The organism is Petralouisia muris, from assembly GCF_004793545.1.
Lineage (GTDB): Bacteria > Bacillota > Clostridia > Lachnospirales > Lachnospiraceae > Petralouisia > Petralouisia muris.
The window spans coordinates 1-15,980 of record NZ_SRYA01000050.1; the positions used below are offsets into that span (position 1 = coordinate 1).

The following is a 15,980-nucleotide window of genomic DNA, read 5'->3' on the forward strand; positions in this document are numbered from 1 at the left end:
AAAAAGGAACCTTTTACAATTCAAATGTAAAAGATTCCTTAAGTTAATGACATTGCATAAAATCTAGCTTTTTATTGATTACTCAATGATAGAAGCAACACGGCCTGATCCTACTGTACGTCCGCCCTCACGGATAGCAAATGTAAGACCCTGCTCCATAGCGATTGGATGAATCAATTCGATGGTCATCTCTACGTTATCACCAGGCATGCACATTTCTGTACCTTCCGGCAGGTTGCAAACGCCTGTTACGTCAGTTGTTCTGAAATAGAACTGAGGTCTGTAGTTGTTGAAGAACGGAGTATGACGTCCACCTTCATCTTTTGTCAGAACGTAAACCTGAGCGGTAAATTTGGTATGGCATGTTACAGTGCCGGGTTTTGCAAGTACCTGTCCTCTTTCGATTTCAGTTCTCTGAATACCACGAAGCAGTGCACCAATGTTATCACCAGCCTGAGCCTCATCTAACAATTTACGGAACATTTCAATACCGGTTACAACTGTTTTCTTGGTCTCTTCTTTGATACCAACGATTTCAACTTCTTCATTTACATGCAGAACGCCACGCTCTACTCTACCAGTAGCAACAGTTCCACGACCAGTAATTGTGAAGATATCCTCGATAGGCATCAGGAACGGCTGATCTGTTGCACGCTGAGGATCTGGAATATGCTCATCTACTGCAGCCATCAGTTCCATAACCTTGTCGCCCCATTCTCCGCTTGGATCTTCCAGAGCTTTCAAAGCAGAACCTTTGATGATTGGGCAGTCTGTAAATTCATACTCTTCCAGAATTTCAGTGATTTCCATTTCTACTAATTCAAGCAACTCTTCATCGTCAACCATGTCGCATTTGTTCATGAATACAACGATGTAAGGTACGCCTACCTGACGGGACAAAAGGATGTGCTCTTTTGTCTGAGCCATAACGCCGTCTGTAGCAGCTACTACAAGGATAGCGCCGTCCATCTGTGCAGCGCCAGTGATCATGTTCTTTACATAGTCAGCATGGCCCGGGCAGTCAACGTGTGCATAATGTCTATTCTCTGTCTCATACTCAACGTGAGCAGTAGAAATAGTGATACCTCTTTCTCTTTCTTCCGGAGCTTTGTCGATGTTCTCGAAATCAGTAGCTTCGTTTCCGGCAACTCTTTCAGATAATACTTTGGTAATTGCTGCTGTTAAAGTTGTTTTACCATGGTCAACGTGACCAATGGTTCCGATATTGCAATGTGGTTTGTTTCTTTCAAATTTAGCTTTAGCCATTTTGTAACGTCCTCCTTAATTTTCTGCCCCCTATGGGCTGTTTCATTAAATATAGAAAATTTTAATCAGCTATTTATGATTATATTCGATAATCACGGGATTTTCAAGTGTTTTCTGCACTTTCCTAGCCTTTTGCGGTAATAACTTTTTCCTGAACATTTTTCGGAACCTGCTCATATTTTTCAAAGAACATTGAGTAGTTTCCACGTCCCTGTGTTCTGGAACGCAAGTCTGTGGAATATCCAAACATCTCTGCAAGAGGTACAAATGCACGTACAATCTTGCCGCCGCCCAGATCATCCATTCCTTCAATACGTCCCCGGCGGGAATTGATGTCTCCGATAACATCTCCCATGTATTCTTCCGGCATAGTTACTTCCACTTTCATAATCGGCTCTAATAATACCGGAGTCGCCTTCTTCATTGCTTCCTTAAATGCCATGGAACCTGCAATATGGAAAGCCATTTCTGAAGAGTCTACCTCATGGTAGGAACCGTCATATACAGTAGCGTGAACGCCTACGACCGGGAAACCTGCCAGGATACCGGCTTTGGTAGCTTCCTCAATACCTTCCCCAACTGCTGGAATGTACTCCTTGGGAATCGCGCCGCCCACAACCTCGGAATCAAATTTGAACAATTCTTCGCCGTTAGCGTCCATCGGCTCAAATCTGACTTTACAATGTCCATACTGTCCGCGTCCGCCGGACTGTTTTGCATATTTGTATTCCTGATCGATCGGCTTGGTAAATGTCTCTTTGTAAGCAACCTGCGGTGCGCCTACATTTGCCTCCACCTTAAATTCACGGAGCAGACGGTCTACAATAATCTCCAGATGGAGCTCGCCCATACCGGCGATAATTGTCTGTCCAGTCTCTGCATTGGTATGCGCACGGAAAGTAGGATCTTCTTCTGCAAGTTTTGCAAGAGCTTCACCCATCTTACCCTGCCCTGCTTTTGTCTTAGGTTCTATTGCCAGCTCAATAACCGGTTCCGGGAACTCCATGGATTCCAAAATAACCGGATGCTGTTCATCACAAATGGTATCTCCTGTAGTGGTAAACTTAAATCCAACGGCCGCTGCAATATCACCAGAATAAACTTTATCAAGCTCTGCCCGCTTATTTGCATGCATCTGAAGGATACGTCCCACACGTTCTTTCTTATCTTTCGTTGCATTCAGTACATAGGAACCGGAATTCATAGTACCGGAATACACACGGAAGAATGCCAGCTTCCCTACAAAGGGGTCTGTCATAATCTTAAATGCCAGAGCAGAGAAAGGCTCGTCATCCGAAGAATGTCTCTCTGTCTCATTTCCTTCCAGATCAACTCCCTTAATTGCAGGAATATCTGTAGGAGCAGGCATATAAGTCAAAATAGCATCCAATAATTTCTGAACGCCCTTGTTGCGGTATGCGGAACCGCAGCAAACCGGAACTGCTGTACATTCGCAGGTTCCTTTTCTCAATGCCTGTTTCAGGGCTTCCATAGAAGGTTCTTCTCCTTCTAAGTATTCCATCATCAGGTCATCATCCAACTCACATATTTTTTCTACTAATTCAGAACGATACAGTTCTGCATCATCCTTCATATCATCCGGAATATCTGTGATTGAAATGTCATCGCCTTTATCATCATTGTAGATGTAAGCTTTCATTTCAAACAAATCAATAATTCCCTGAAAATCATCTTCTTTGCCGATAGGCAATTGAAGGATAATTGCATTTTTGCCCAAACGTGTTTTGATCTGCTCCACCGCACCGTAAAAGTCAGCTCCAAGAATGTCCATCTTGTTAATAAATGCCATTCTTGGTACGTTATAGGTATCGGCCTGACGCCATACGTTCTCAGACTGAGGCTCTACTCCACCTTTTGCACAGAAAACGCCTACGGCGCCATCCAATACACGGAGTGAACGCTCCACCTCAACGGTAAAGTCAACGTGTCCCGGAGTATCAATAATATTGATACGATGCTCCAAAGCATCCGCCTTGGGCTTGCAGTTCTCCTGCTCTGTCCAGTGACAGGTTGTAGCGGCTGAAGTAATGGTAATTCCTCTTTCCTGCTCCTGTTCCATCCAGTCCATGGTAGCAGTTCCTTCATGAGTATCACCAATCTTATAATTAACACCGGTATAATAAAGAATGCGCTCTGTCAATGTTGTTTTACCCGCATCGATATGAGCCATAATACCAATGTTTCTGGTTCTCTCTAATGGATATTCTCTTCCAGCCAAGGTTTTTTCCTCCTAAAAATGTTAAAAACGATAATGCGCAAAAGCCTTGTTTGCTTCTGCCATCTTATGCATATCTTCCTTCTTCTTTACAGATGCACCTGTATTGTTAGCCGCATCCATAATCTCATTTGCCAGTCTCTCTTCCATTGTCTTCTCGCCTCTTTTACGTGAAAATAGAGTGAGCCAGCGGAGAGCCAGAGCCTGACGTCTGTCAGGTCTTACCTCAATGGGCACCTGATATGTTGCACCGCCGATACGCCTTGCCTTTACTTCCAGCACAGGCATGATATTGTTCATAGCCTCTTCAAACACTTCAATTGCCGGCTTATCGGTTTTCTCTGCAACTCTGTTAAATGCTCCGTATACAATTTTCTGAGCTATGCCTTTCTTACCGTCTAACATAATATTATTGATAAGTTTGGTAACCACTTTGTTATTGTACAACGGATCTGCTAATACGTCTCTCTTCTGAGTATGTCCTTTACGTGGCACGTCGCTTCCCTCCTTAATCATTTTATGATCTTTTCGATTAATTCAACGGTACTCACTGTTTCTGTGTTCGTGCGGAAAATCTTCATCTATAGAAAGCATTCGCTTTCTGCACTCCTGCGTCAAAAAGAATGTACGCTCTTGCGCTTTCCAACACTAACCGTTTTGTGATACTATTGTCTGCCAATTATTTCTTAGCGTCTTTCGGTCTCTTTGCACCATATTTGGAACGTGCCTGCCGTCTGTTTGCAACGCCTGCGGTATCTAATGTTCCACGAATGATATGGTATCTGGTACCAGGTAAGTCTTTTACCCTTCCGCCTCTGATCAGAACAACGCTGTGCTCCTGCAGATTATGGCCTTCTCCCGGAATGTAGCTTGTTACTTCGATTCCATTGGAGAGACGTACTCTGGCGATTTTACGAAGAGCAGAGTTAGGTTTCTTAGGAGTCGCAGTCTTAACTGCAGTACAAACACCTCTCTTCTGGGGTGCAGAAGTATTGGTCGGGCGCTTCTTCAGGGAATTGTATCCTTTCTGTAAAGCCGGTGCCGTAGATTTCTTCTCAGATGTCTGTCTTCCTTTTCTTACTAACTGGTTAAATGTTGGCATTCTTTTCACCTCCTGTAAAAATTTCAAAATATAAGTGCATGATCCCATGCACACTATGACATTATATAAAGATAAAATCGCCGTGTCAAGGACTTTTTCTAATTTTCCCCAAATTTTAACTTCTTATTCACAGTTCCTTCTATTTCCTTTGGGATAACAAACAATGGAGCTGCCAAAAACTGACAGCTCCAGGAACGTTGTCTTCATCCTTACCAAACCACTAACGAATCCGGGATTCGTACAACGCTATATTTACTATTCTGTTTCCAGTACAGCTTCTTCGTCCAATGACTCTCCGAATTCCTTTTCAAAAGCTTCCAATTCTTCTTCCAGCTCTTCGTCCAATTCTGGGTCCTCTTCCGGATTATAACTGAAATCCAGCATTTCCTCTTCGAAGAAAATATCATCTGTCTCATCCACATCTGTGGAAAGCTTAATGTCACGGTAACGCTTCATACCGGTTCCGGCAGGAATCAGTTTACCGATTATTACATTTTCTTTTAAACCAATGAGGGGATCAACCTTGCCCTTAATGGCTGCCTCTGTCAGCACCTTAGTGGTCTCCTGGAAGGATGCTGCAGACAGGAAAGAATTGGTGGCAAGAGACGCCTTGGTAATTCCCAGCATCACCTGTTTGCCCTCTGCAGGCTCTTTACCCTCTTCTTCCAATCTTTCATTGGTATCTTCATATTCCAGAATATCTACTAAAGTTCCAGGCAGGAACTCAGAATCTCCATTATTTTCAATCCTGATTTTCTTCAGCATCTGGCGGACAATCACTTCAATATGCTTATCGTTGATTTCCACACCCTGCAAACGGTATACATGCTGCACTTCCTGAATCATATAATCCTGCACTGCCCGAACCCCCTTAATTCTCAAAATATCATGAGGATTCACGCTACCTTCTGTCAATTCATCGCCCGCTTCCAGCACTGCGCCGTCCATAACCTTAATTCTGGAACCGTAGGGGATCAGATACGCCTTGGTTTCTCCGGTTTCATCGTTAGTAACGATAATTTCACGCTTTTTCTTGGTATCCTTAATCGTGGCAACGCCGGCAAATTCCGTAATAATCGCAAGTCCCTTAGGCTTACGGGCTTCAAACAGCTCCTCCACACGAGGAAGACCCTGTGTGATGTCGTTTCCGGCAACGCCGCCGGTATGGAAGGTACGCATGGTAAGCTGTGTCCCTGGCTCACCGATGGATTGGGCTGCAATAATACCTACGGATTCTCCCACCTGCACTGCCTGGCCGGTAGCCATATTTGCACCATAGCATTTTGCACAGATTCCATTATGGGAACGGCAGGTAAGAACCGTACGGATCTTTACCCTGTCCAGAGGTTCTCCCTTTTCATTGACGCCTTTGCTCATTACAAGGGCCGCACGCTTCGGAGTCACCATATGGTTTGCTTTCACTAATATATTGCCTTCTGCATCACAAATATCTTCACATACGAATCTTCCGGTAATACGCTCCTGAAGGCTTTCAATTTCTTCTTTGCCATCCATAAACGCCTTCACATACATGCCCGGAGCTTCTTTTCCTTCGCAGCAGTCAATATCCCGAATAATCAATTCCTGAGATACGTCTACCAAACGCCTGGTCAGATATCCGGAGTCTGCCGTCCGCAGAGCGGTATCAGACAATCCTTTCCGTGCGCCGTGAGCGGACATAAAGTATTCCAAAACGTCTAATCCTTCACGGAAATTAGACTTGATCGGCAACTCAATGGTACGTCCTGTGGTATCCGCCATCAATCCGCGCATTCCGGCAAGCTGCTTAATCTGTTTATCAGAACCACGGGCTCCGGAATCCGCCATCATATAAATGTTATTGTATTTATCCAGACCATCCAACAGCTCTTTTGTCAGAATATCGTCTGTCTCTTTCCAGGTTTCAACAACTTCCTTATACCGCTCTTCTTCGGTAATCAGGCCGCGCTTATAGTTTCTGGTAATCTTATCCACGGTATCCTGGGCATTTTTAATCAATGCCGGCTTCTTCTCCGGCACTGTCATATCAGAAATGGAAACGGTCATAGCCGCCCTAGTGGAATATTTGTATCCCATGGCTTTGATATCGTCCAGCACCTCTGCCGTTATGGTGGCTCCATGAATGTTAATTACCTTCTCCAGAATCTGCTTTAATCCCTTTTTGCCCACATGGAAATCAATTTCCAGCTTCAGAATGTTTTCCGGATTGCTTCTGTCCACAAATCCCAAATCCTGAGGAAGTATCTCATTGAAAATAAAGCGTCCCAATGTGGATTCCACATTGCCGGTTACCTCTTCTCCGCCTGGCATTGTCTTTGTCACACGGACAATAATTCTGGAATGCAACGTCAATGCATCATTTTCATAAGCCAGAATCGCTTCGTTTACATTCTTAAAGAACTTTCCTTCGCCTTTTGCGCCCGGCCTCTCCTGGGTCAGATAATAAATTCCCAGCACCATATCCTGAGAAGGCACAGCCACCGGCCCTCCGTCGGACGGTTTTAACAGATTGTTGGGTGACAGCAGTAAAAACCGGCACTCAGACTGTGCTTCCACAGACAAGGGAAGGTGAACCGCCATCTGGTCTCCGTCAAAGTCTGCATTAAACGCCGTACACACCAACGGATGCAGCTTAATAGCCTTTCCCTCTACCAGAATCGGCTCAAATGCCTGGATTCCCAGCCTGTGCAGCGTGGGAGCGCGGTTTAACATCACCGGGTGCTCCTTGATTACTTCTTCCAAAACATCCCAGACCTCCGACTGGAGACGCTCCACCATTTTCTTGGCACTCTTAATGTTATGGGCAGTACCGTTGCATACCAGTTCTTTCATAACAAAAGGTTTAAACAGCTCAATTGCCATTTCCTTTGGCAGACCGCACTGATAGATTTTCAGCTCTGGTCCTACCACGATAACAGAACGTCCGGAATAATCCACACGTTTTCCCAAAAGGTTCTGGCGGAAACGGCCTGATTTTCCCTTTAACATATCAGATAAAGATTTCAGCGCACGGTTTCCGGGTCCAGTTACCGGACGTCCCCTTCTGCCGTTATCAATCAGCGCATCTACTGCTTCCTGCAGCATACGCTTTTCATTTCTTACAATAATATCCGGCGCACCCAGCTCCAACAGCCTTCTCAGTCGGTTATTGCGGTTAATAATCCGGCGGTACAGATCATTTAAGTCAGAAGTGGCAAAGCGCCCGCCGTCCAACTGAACCATCGGACGAAGATCTGGAGGAATGACTGGAATGACATCCATAATCATCCAGTCCGGCCGGTTGCCGGAACCGCGGAATGCTTCTACAACCTCCAAACGCTTGATAATTCTGGCACGTTTCTGTCCTGTCGCGTCTTTCAAGGCTGCCTTTAACTCCATGGCGTCTTTTTCCAAATCAATGGCTTCCAACAGCTCTTTGATGGATTCTGCACCCATGCCTACTCGAAAATCGCTGCCGTATTTTTCTCTTGCTTCCTGATATTCCGCTTCTGACAGAACCTGCTTATACTGTAAATCGCTGCTTCCCTTATCCAATACGATATAAGAAGCAAAATACAATACCTTTTCCAGCGTTCTGGGCGATAAATCCAGAATCAATCCCATTCTGCTGGGAATCCCCTTAAAATACCAGATATGGGAAACAGGGGCAGCCAGCTCAATATGCCCCATACGCTCCCTGCGGACGCTCGCTTTGGTGATTTCCACCCCGCATCGATCACAGACGACGCCTTTATAGCGGATTTTCTTATATTTTCCACAATGGCACTCCCAGTCCTTGCTGGGTCCGAAAATCTTTTCGCAAAACAGGCCGTCCTTTTCCGGTTTCAGGGTTCTATAGTTAATGGTTTCCGGTTTCTTTACCTCTCCCCGGGACCACTCTCTGATTTTTTCAGGTGATGCCAGACCAATTTTAATTGCATCAAAGGTAATTGGCTGGTATTTTTCTTTGTTCATTGTTTCCGGCATGTGACTCTCCCTTCCTTTTCCTGCAGGATATTTGACTATTCATCCAGAACATCGTCAAAATCGGCGAAATCGTCCTCTAATTCCAATGCTTCTTCCTCTTCATCTTCTTCGATATCCACCAGTTCTTCCTCTTCCGGACTGAATTCCTGTTTGCTGAAGCCCATGGCTCCAAAGGATTCTTCCTCCTCAAAGGCAAAATTCCGGTCGCCGGCAATAATGGAATTCAAATCTGTATTGCCGTATTCGCTGGTTTCCATCAATTCCACTTCTTCTCTGTTTTCATCCAGAACTTTTACATCCAGCCCCAAAGACTGCAATTCTTTCAAAAGTACCTTAAAGGATTCCGGAATTCCCGGTTCAGGAATATTGTCACCCTTGATAATCGCTTCGTAAGTTTTCACACGGCCGATCACATCATCGGACTTCACTGTAAGGATTTCCTGTAAGGTATAAGATGCGCCGTACGCTTCCAGGGCCCAAACCTCCATCTCTCCGAAACGCTGGCCGCCAAACTGAGCTTTTCCGCCCAGAGGCTGCTGGGTTACCAGAGAATACGGCCCTGTGGAACGCGCATGGATCTTATCGTCCACCAGATGATGGAGCTTCAGATAATGCATGTGGCCGATGGTTACCGGGCTGTCAAAATATTCTCCCGTTCTTCCATCCCGAAGCCTTACCTTACCGTCTCTGGATAAGGGCACTCCCTTCCAGACCTCCCTGTGATCCCGGTTCTCATAGAGATATTCCAAAACTTCCGGAAGAAGCTCTTCTTTATATTTTGTCTCAAATTCTTCCCAGGACAGGTTCACATAATCATTTGCCAAATCCAAGGTATCCATAATATCATCTTCTCTTGCGCCGTCAAATACCGGCGTCGCAATGTTAAATCCAAGGGCTTTCGCTGCAAGGCTTAAGTGAATCTCCAACACCTGTCCGATATTCATACGGGACGGCACGCCCAGAGGATTCAGCACAATATCCAGCGGCCGGCCATTGGGAAGGAATGGCATATCTTCCACAGGAAGCACCCGGGAAACCACACCCTTATTTCCATGACGGCCTGCCATTTTATCCCCCACCGAAATCTTACGCTTCTGGGCAATATAAATCCGCACCGCCTGATTCACGCCTGGAGAAAGCTCATCGCCATTTTCTCTGGTAAATACTTTGGCGTCTACCACGATTCCGTATTCTCCATGAGGAACTTTCAGGGAAGTATCCCTTACCTCTCTGGCTTTCTCACCGAAAATCGCTCTTAATAACCGCTCTTCTGCCGTCAGCTCCGTCTCGCCCTTAGGAGTTACCTTTCCCACCAGAATATCTCCGGCACGAACCTCTGCTCCAATTCGGATAATTCCTCTTTCATCCAGATCCTTCAGGGCATCATCACCCACGCCAGGAACGTCTCTGGTAATTTCCTCTGGTCCCAGCTTGGTATCACGGGCTTCTGCCTCATATTCTTCAATGTGCACAGAAGTATAAACATCCTCCTGCACCAATCTTTCACTTAACAGAACGGCGTCCTCGTAGTTATAACCTTCCCAGGTCATAAATCCGATTAATGGATTCTTCCCCAACGCCAATTCCCCGTTGGAGGTGGAAGGGCCGTCGGCAATCACCTGTCCCGCTTCTACCTTGTCGCCTTTAAATACAATAGGACGCTGGTTATAACAGTTGGACTGATTGCTTCGGGAAAACTTGGTCAGCTTATATACTTCACGTTTTCCCTCTTCTGTTTTAATGGTAATCTCATTGGAAATGGCACGTTCCACCACGCCGGAATGCTTTGCAACCACACAAACGCCTGAGTCCACTGCCGCTTTCGTCTCCATTCCGGTTCCAACTGCCGGCGCCTCCGTAGTCAGAAGCGGAACCGCCTGACGCTGCATGTTAGATCCCATCAGCGCACGGTTAGCATCGTCATTTTCCAGGAAAGGAATCAATGCCGTAGCCACAGAAAATACCATTTTCGGAGAAACGTCCATATAGTCAAACATGGTCTTTTCATATTCCTGCGTCTCTTCCCGGTAACGGCCGGAAACGGAATTTCTCACAAAATGCCCCTCCGCATCCAGCGCTTCATTCGCCTGCGCCACATGATAATTATCTTCTTCGTCCGCTGTCATATAGACAACCTCGTCCGTAACCCTGGGGTTCTTGGGATCGGACTTGTCAATCTTGCGGTAAGGCGCTTCCACAAATCCATATTCATTAATTCTTGCATAAGTTGCAAGAGAGTTAATCAAACCAATGTTGGGCCCTTCAGGAGTTTCAATGGGACACATTCTTCCATAGTGGGAATAATGCACGTCACGCACCTCAAATCCGGCACGATCCCTGGATAAGCCTCCTGGTCCCAATGCAGACAGACGTCTCTTGTGGGTCAGCTCTCCCAGTGGATTATTCTGATCCATAAACTGTGATAACTGGGAAGAACCAAAAAATTCTTTGACTGCAGCAGTCACCGGCTTAATATTAATAAGGCTCTGAGGGGAAATACCCTGTAAATCCTGGGTAGTCATACGCTCGCGGACTACTCTCTCCATCCTGGAAAGGCCGATACGATACTGATTCTGCAGCAATTCGCCTACTGCACGGATTCGGCGGTTGCCCAAATGGTCAATATCGTCATCATTTCCAAGGCCGTATTCCAGATGCATATTATAATTAATAGAAGCTAAAATATCTTCCCTTGTAATGTGCTTGGGTATCAAATCGGCAGCATCCCTGCGGAGCGCATTCTTGATATCCTCTAAAGATTCATTTTCTTCTAATATCGTCTCCAGAACCGGATAGTACACCAATTCCACAATTCCTAATTTCCGTGCTTCCTGCCTGTCAATATTCACATAATTGGTAACATCCACCATCAAATTGGACAATACCTTAATATTGCGTTCTTCTCCCTGAATCCACACATAAGGAACCGCTGCATTCTGAATATTATCCGCCAGTTCCCTGGTCACTGTAGTTCCATGTTCTGCAATAATCTCTCCGGTGGAAACATCTACAACATCCTCCGCCAGAACCTGTCCGTGAATACGGTTCCGAAGAGACAGCTTTTTATTAAATTTATATCTTCCCACTTTTGCAAGGTCATAACGTCTGGGATCAAAAAACATTGCATTAATCAAGCTTTCTGCACTTTCCACAGTCAGCGGTTCGCCGGGGCGTATCTTCTTATATAATTCCAGAAGGCCTTCCTGATAATTGGTTGCAACGTCTTTGCCAAAGCTTGCGACAATCTTTGGTTCTTCACCGAACAAATCAATGATTTCCTGGTTGGTGCCGATACCCAGGGCACGAATCAGAACAGTAACCGGAACCTTTCTGGTTCTGTCCACACGCACATAGAAAACATCATTGGAATCTGTTTCATACTCTAACCATGCACCACGATTGGGGATTACAGTGCAGGAATATAAAGTTTTACCCACCTTATCGTGTGCAATTCCATAATATATACCAGGAGAACGCACCAACTGGCTTACAATAACACGTTCTGCCCCGTTGATTACGAAAGTTCCTGTTTCTGTCATAAGTGGTAAATCGCCCATGAAGATTTCATAATCCTTGACTTCTTCAACTGCCTCTTTATTGTAGAATCTCACTCTTACTTTTAAAGGTGCGGCATAGGTTGCGTCTCTTTCTTTACATTCTTCTATCGAATATTTCACGTCTTTTTCGCATAATGTAAAATCGACGAATTCCAGACTTAACTGTCCGCTGTAATCCGCGATGGGAGAGATATCAGCAAATACTTCTTTCAACCCTTCATTAATGAACCAGTTGTAAGAATTCTTCTGAACCTCGATCAGGTTCGGCATTTCTAATACTTCCTTTTGTCGCGAGTAACTCATACGAACGCTTTTTCCTGCTTTAATCGGACGTATTCTGTTTTTCTCCATTGACGTTTCACCTCTCGTTTTCTTATTTACAACAATCAATAGCCTATAAAGTACGCTTCTGCTGTCAATCTATCTTTAATTATAATAAGCACACTTTATCACAATAGTGCACCCTATATGATAGCACAAGAGCTGATTTTATGTCAAGGATTATTTTGGAAAAATTTTCAGATGAAAACCTTGAAAGGCCAGAGCTGTTCAGAGATGTCCCGCAATCCCATTCTGTGTACCAAAACAGTCCAAAATATAAAGAGCCGTCGGAAAATGACAAATTCTGCAATATATATTGTGATTTTTCGACATCACAACCTTATATTGTTTAGAAATTTCATTTTCCGACAGCCCCATGGCAGATTTCAGACTTGCGGAGTTATTTTGTTACGGTACCTGGAATCCAATATCCGCAATCTTGATTTGGTCTTCATCCCTGGTGGTCACACAGAAGGACAAATCTTTTTGTCCATCATAAAGCACCATAATCTGGCTGGTACAGGTACCGTCTTCTCTGAGATCCCCCTTCTGATTCAGCCACTGGAGATAATTTCCTTCGCTGTCTTTGATGCCCATATCCGGATCGTTATACTTGTCATTATAGGGTTCCTGCCGGAAATCCGGAAGTTCCACTTCCAGGACAAGGCCGGCTTTGGTCTTGGTGCCGCATTTTACAAGAATACCATTTTCTTCTTTATTAATATCAAAGGATTCATTTTGGGAAGTGTCAACTGTTACCGGGAAACGGAGGCTCCACTCTCCGGCTGCAGTTCCGGTTGCCTGATATTCGCCGCTTTCATCCCGGGCGTCCCAGAGGTAGCTGTCAAGCTGACGCACCGTCCAGTCCACTACCAGGGTTCCGTCTTCTTCCATGCCCAGTTCAACAGGATTTGCACTGCTGTCATAAGGATTCATTAAATCGATCTGCTGAGCTGCCACGAAAGTTCCATCTGCCGACTTTTCAAAAGGCCGGATCACTTCTGCAAGATGTGTTCCATTGACTGTAATGTCATAGGGCTGGCCGTCTTTTTTTTCAAGGACAATTCCGTCTCCGCTGTTCAAATCTTCACGGTCTGTCTTAAGGGTGGTGGTGTAATAGAGCACGTATCCGTCACAGTATACATCAGATACGGAAATGGTAACGCCGTCCTGCTCCGCCGTCAGCACATAGCCTTCTTCTCCCTGGCGTTTGTCCACTTCTTCCTGAACCGCCACAGCATTTTCACCGATGGTCTGATATCTCTCGGTATCTTCCTGTTCATACTTCTGCCCCTGAGAGTTTTCAATCAGCTTTCCGAATACGCTGCTGAATAACTCCTGCGCCTGCACCGGATTGGCAATGCTGAATGCTCCTACGGTAATCACACACGCCGCTGCTGCCCCGGCTGCTGTTTTCCATACTCTGGTTTTTCTATTTTCTTTTTTGTTTTCATTCCTTTTATTCATCCGCTTTACCTCCATCAAAATTCTCTGTTTATGTTTTTCTTTTTCTTTGGAGGATAATTCTATTTCTTCATATTCATTAAAATCAGTTTCAATCTCATTCAGTAATCCATAAATATTATTTGCCATATGAAATGCCCCTTTCAGCTCTGTACTGCCTGCGGATTCTGTCTTTTCCTCTGGATAAGCGGTTATAAATTACTTCCTTTTTCATGCCTGTTTCTTCGCTTACCTGCTCCATCGTCTTTTCTTCCACATATAATTTCTCAAATAATTCCCGATCCAGAGGTTTTAAACATCCCAACAGCTGTTCCATTTCCTCAGATATCTCTTTCTCAATCATTTTGACCAGCATACTGTCCTCCTGGGCGATGGCGGTATCTTCAATATCCACCGTTACCAGTTCCCGCTGATACTGGCGAAGGTAATCAATGGCCCGGTATCTTGCAATGGCCGCCGCCCAGTTTTTGAAGGAATTTTTTTTCTCATCAAATTCAGAGATATTCTGCCAGATTTTCAGCAGTACATCATCAAAGCATTCTTCCTGCTTCCCCGGCTGACTGAAAAGATGTTTGCGGATAATCGCCATCAAAAGCCCGCCGTATTCATCGATTACATACATGAGTGCTTTTTCATTATGCAATTGTAATTGCTGAATATAATTCTTTTCTCCAATCTTCATAAATTATCCTCTTTTCCAAACCTGCGCGCCGGCTTGTTTTGTCTTACACTTATTATTACGGATGACAAAAGGAAAATCTATCAAAACATATAAAAACTTTTTTCTTCCATCAAAAACAGCATGATCCTCCACTTGAATCTGGAAAACCATGCTGTTGTTTTCTTTTGCAAAACTGCAATTATTTCAAGGTAACTTTTGCACCTTCTGCTTCCAGTTTAGCCTTAATATCCTCAGCTTCTGCCTTCTCAGCGCCTTCTTTTACTACCTTCGGAGCGCCGTCAACCACTTCTTTTGCTTCCTTCAGTCCAAGACCGGTTACTTCGCGGACAACTTTGATAACTTTAACCTTGTTGGGGCCAACTTCTGTCAGCTCTACATTAAAGTCAGTCTTCTCTTCTGCTGCGCCTGCGCCGTCTCCGCCTGCTGCTGCAACTACAACGCCTGCTGCTGCGGATACGCCGAACTCTTCTTCACATGCTTTTACTAAATCATTTAACTCTAATACGCTTAACTCTTTAATCGCTTCAATAAATTCTTCTGTTGTTAACTTTGCCATTATAATTTACCTCCATTTTATATTTGTTTTAATACTGCCAAAAAATTAGAATTCCTGCCCGCGCCTGTAAACGATTAGATCCTCTGAAGGCTTCCACGCAGAATCTTCTGTTCTGCTCCAATGCTTCCACCCAGAAATCTCTGTTCAACCCCAACGCTTCCATGCAGAAATCTCCGCTGTGATCCCCAACGCTTCCGCCAGAAATCTCTGGTTCTAAGCCTCTGCTGCAGGAGCGGCTTCTGCTGCTTCACCTGTCTGGCCGCCCTCGCCCTGTTCTGCAATCTGATTAAGAACACGAGCAAAGTTGGTAATCGGTGACTGAATGCTTCCAAGGAACTTGGAAAGCAGTTCTTCTCTCGACGGAATAGAAGCAATCACCTTGATTCCGTCAGTATCATAGAAAGTTCCTTCTACCACGCCTGCCTTTAACTCAAGCGCCGGAACTGTCTTCGCAAACTTAGCAAGGATTCTTGCCGGTGCGGTTGCATCATCTTTTGAAACAGCGATGGCATTGGGTCCTTCCAGTAAAGAACTCATGCTCTCACAATCAGTTCCCTTAAATGCAAAGTTCATCAATGTATTCTTATATACCTTGTATACAACACCAGCTTCTCTCATCTGTTTACGCAACTGTGTATCTTCCTCTACCGTCAATCCACGGTAATCCACCAGCACTACAGACTGCGCATCTTTGATGTAATCAGAAATTTCCTGTACGATAGGCTGCTTTAACTCTACTTTTGCCACGAATTGTGCACCTCCTTATTTTATTTAAACCGAGCAGGAAGCCTGCCCGCGCACTGGGCAGGTTAAAATGCCCTTATGCGTAA

Annotated in this window: 10 protein-coding genes and 1 other annotated feature (1 of these 11 running past the window's edge); all 10 genes read right to left on the bottom strand. The window is 44.9% G+C overall.

Features of this window, described 5'->3' with window-relative positions; translation table 11 throughout:
- Positions 1-78 precede the first annotated feature (78 nt).
- The 10 genes from tuf to rplJ all read right to left on the bottom strand — a co-directional run bounded on the left by tuf (position 79) and on the right by rplJ (position 15,897).
- Positions 79-1,266: an elongation factor Tu gene (tuf, locus tag E5329_RS19785; RefSeq protein ID WP_135991089.1), complete on the bottom strand. Its 1,188-nt coding sequence runs from the start codon at positions 1,264-1,266 to the stop codon at positions 79-81.
- Positions 1,267-1,390: 124 nt separating this feature from the next.
- A complete protein-coding gene (gene fusA / locus E5329_RS19790) occupies positions 1,391-3,505 on the bottom strand; it encodes an elongation factor G (RefSeq protein ID WP_135991090.1) in 2,115 nt (704 codons plus the stop codon).
- Between the two features lie 21 nt (positions 3,506-3,526).
- The gene (gene rpsG / locus E5329_RS19795) at positions 3,527-3,997 is read right to left on the bottom strand and encodes a 30S ribosomal protein S7 (RefSeq protein WP_275443504.1); all 471 of its coding nucleotides are present in this window, start codon (positions 3,995-3,997) and stop codon (positions 3,527-3,529) included.
- A gap of 184 nt (positions 3,998-4,181) precedes the next feature.
- On the bottom strand, positions 4,182-4,604 hold the full coding sequence (rpsL, locus tag E5329_RS19800; RefSeq protein ID WP_135991092.1) for a 30S ribosomal protein S12: 423 nt from the start codon (positions 4,602-4,604) through the stop codon (positions 4,182-4,184).
- Between the two features lie 255 nt (positions 4,605-4,859).
- Positions 4,860-8,570, bottom strand: a complete 3,711-nt coding sequence (gene rpoC, locus E5329_RS19805) for a DNA-directed RNA polymerase subunit beta' (RefSeq protein ID WP_135991093.1) — start codon at positions 8,568-8,570, stop codon at positions 4,860-4,862.
- A gap of 35 nt (positions 8,571-8,605) precedes the next feature.
- Positions 8,606-12,478, bottom strand: coding sequence for a DNA-directed RNA polymerase subunit beta (gene rpoB / locus E5329_RS19810; protein ID WP_135991094.1), 3,873 nt, complete (start codon positions 12,476-12,478; stop codon positions 8,606-8,608).
- 378 nt (positions 12,479-12,856) lie between these two features.
- Complete coding sequence (locus E5329_RS19815) at positions 12,857-14,041, bottom strand: DUF4179 domain-containing protein (RefSeq protein ID WP_135991095.1); 1,185 nt, start codon at positions 14,039-14,041, stop codon at positions 12,857-12,859.
- The gene (locus tag E5329_RS19820; protein WP_135991096.1) at positions 14,031-14,594 is read right to left on the bottom strand and encodes a sigma-70 family RNA polymerase sigma factor; all 564 of its coding nucleotides are present in this window, start codon (positions 14,592-14,594) and stop codon (positions 14,031-14,033) included. Before E5329_RS19820 ends, E5329_RS19815 begins: the two co-directional genes overlap by 11 nt.
- 178 nt (positions 14,595-14,772) lie before the next feature.
- A complete protein-coding gene (gene rplL, locus E5329_RS19825) occupies positions 14,773-15,150 on the bottom strand; it encodes a 50S ribosomal protein L7/L12 (protein WP_135991097.1) in 378 nt (125 codons plus the stop codon).
- Between the two features lie 213 nt (positions 15,151-15,363).
- Complete coding sequence (gene rplJ, locus E5329_RS19830; protein ID WP_135991098.1) at positions 15,364-15,897, bottom strand: 50S ribosomal protein L10; 534 nt, start codon at positions 15,895-15,897, stop codon at positions 15,364-15,366.
- Between the two features lie 72 nt (positions 15,898-15,969).
- Positions 15,970-15,980, bottom strand: a sequence feature (ribosomal protein L10 leader region); it runs 144 nt beyond the window's last position.

Coding starts and splice junctions, on each gene's coding strand:
- rpoB (WP_135991094.1), bottom strand. CDS start 12,478: ATGGAGAAAAACAGAATACGTCCGATTAAAGCAGGAAAAAGCGTTCGT.
- E5329_RS19820 (WP_135991096.1), bottom strand. CDS start 14,594: ATGAAGATTGGAGAAAAGAATTATATTCAGCAATTACAATTGCATAAT.
- E5329_RS19815 (WP_135991095.1), bottom strand. CDS start 14,041: ATGGCAAATAATATTTATGGATTACTGAATGAGATTGAAACTGATTTT.
- rpsL (WP_135991092.1), bottom strand. CDS start 4,604: ATGCCAACATTTAACCAGTTAGTAAGAAAAGGAAGACAGACATCTGAG.
- rplL (WP_135991097.1), bottom strand. CDS start 15,150: ATGGCAAAGTTAACAACAGAAGAATTTATTGAAGCGATTAAAGAGTTA.
- tuf (WP_135991089.1), bottom strand. CDS start 1,266: ATGGCTAAAGCTAAATTTGAAAGAAACAAACCACATTGCAATATCGGA.
- rpoC (WP_135991093.1), bottom strand. CDS start 8,570: ATGCCGGAAACAATGAACAAAGAAAAATACCAGCCAATTACCTTTGAT.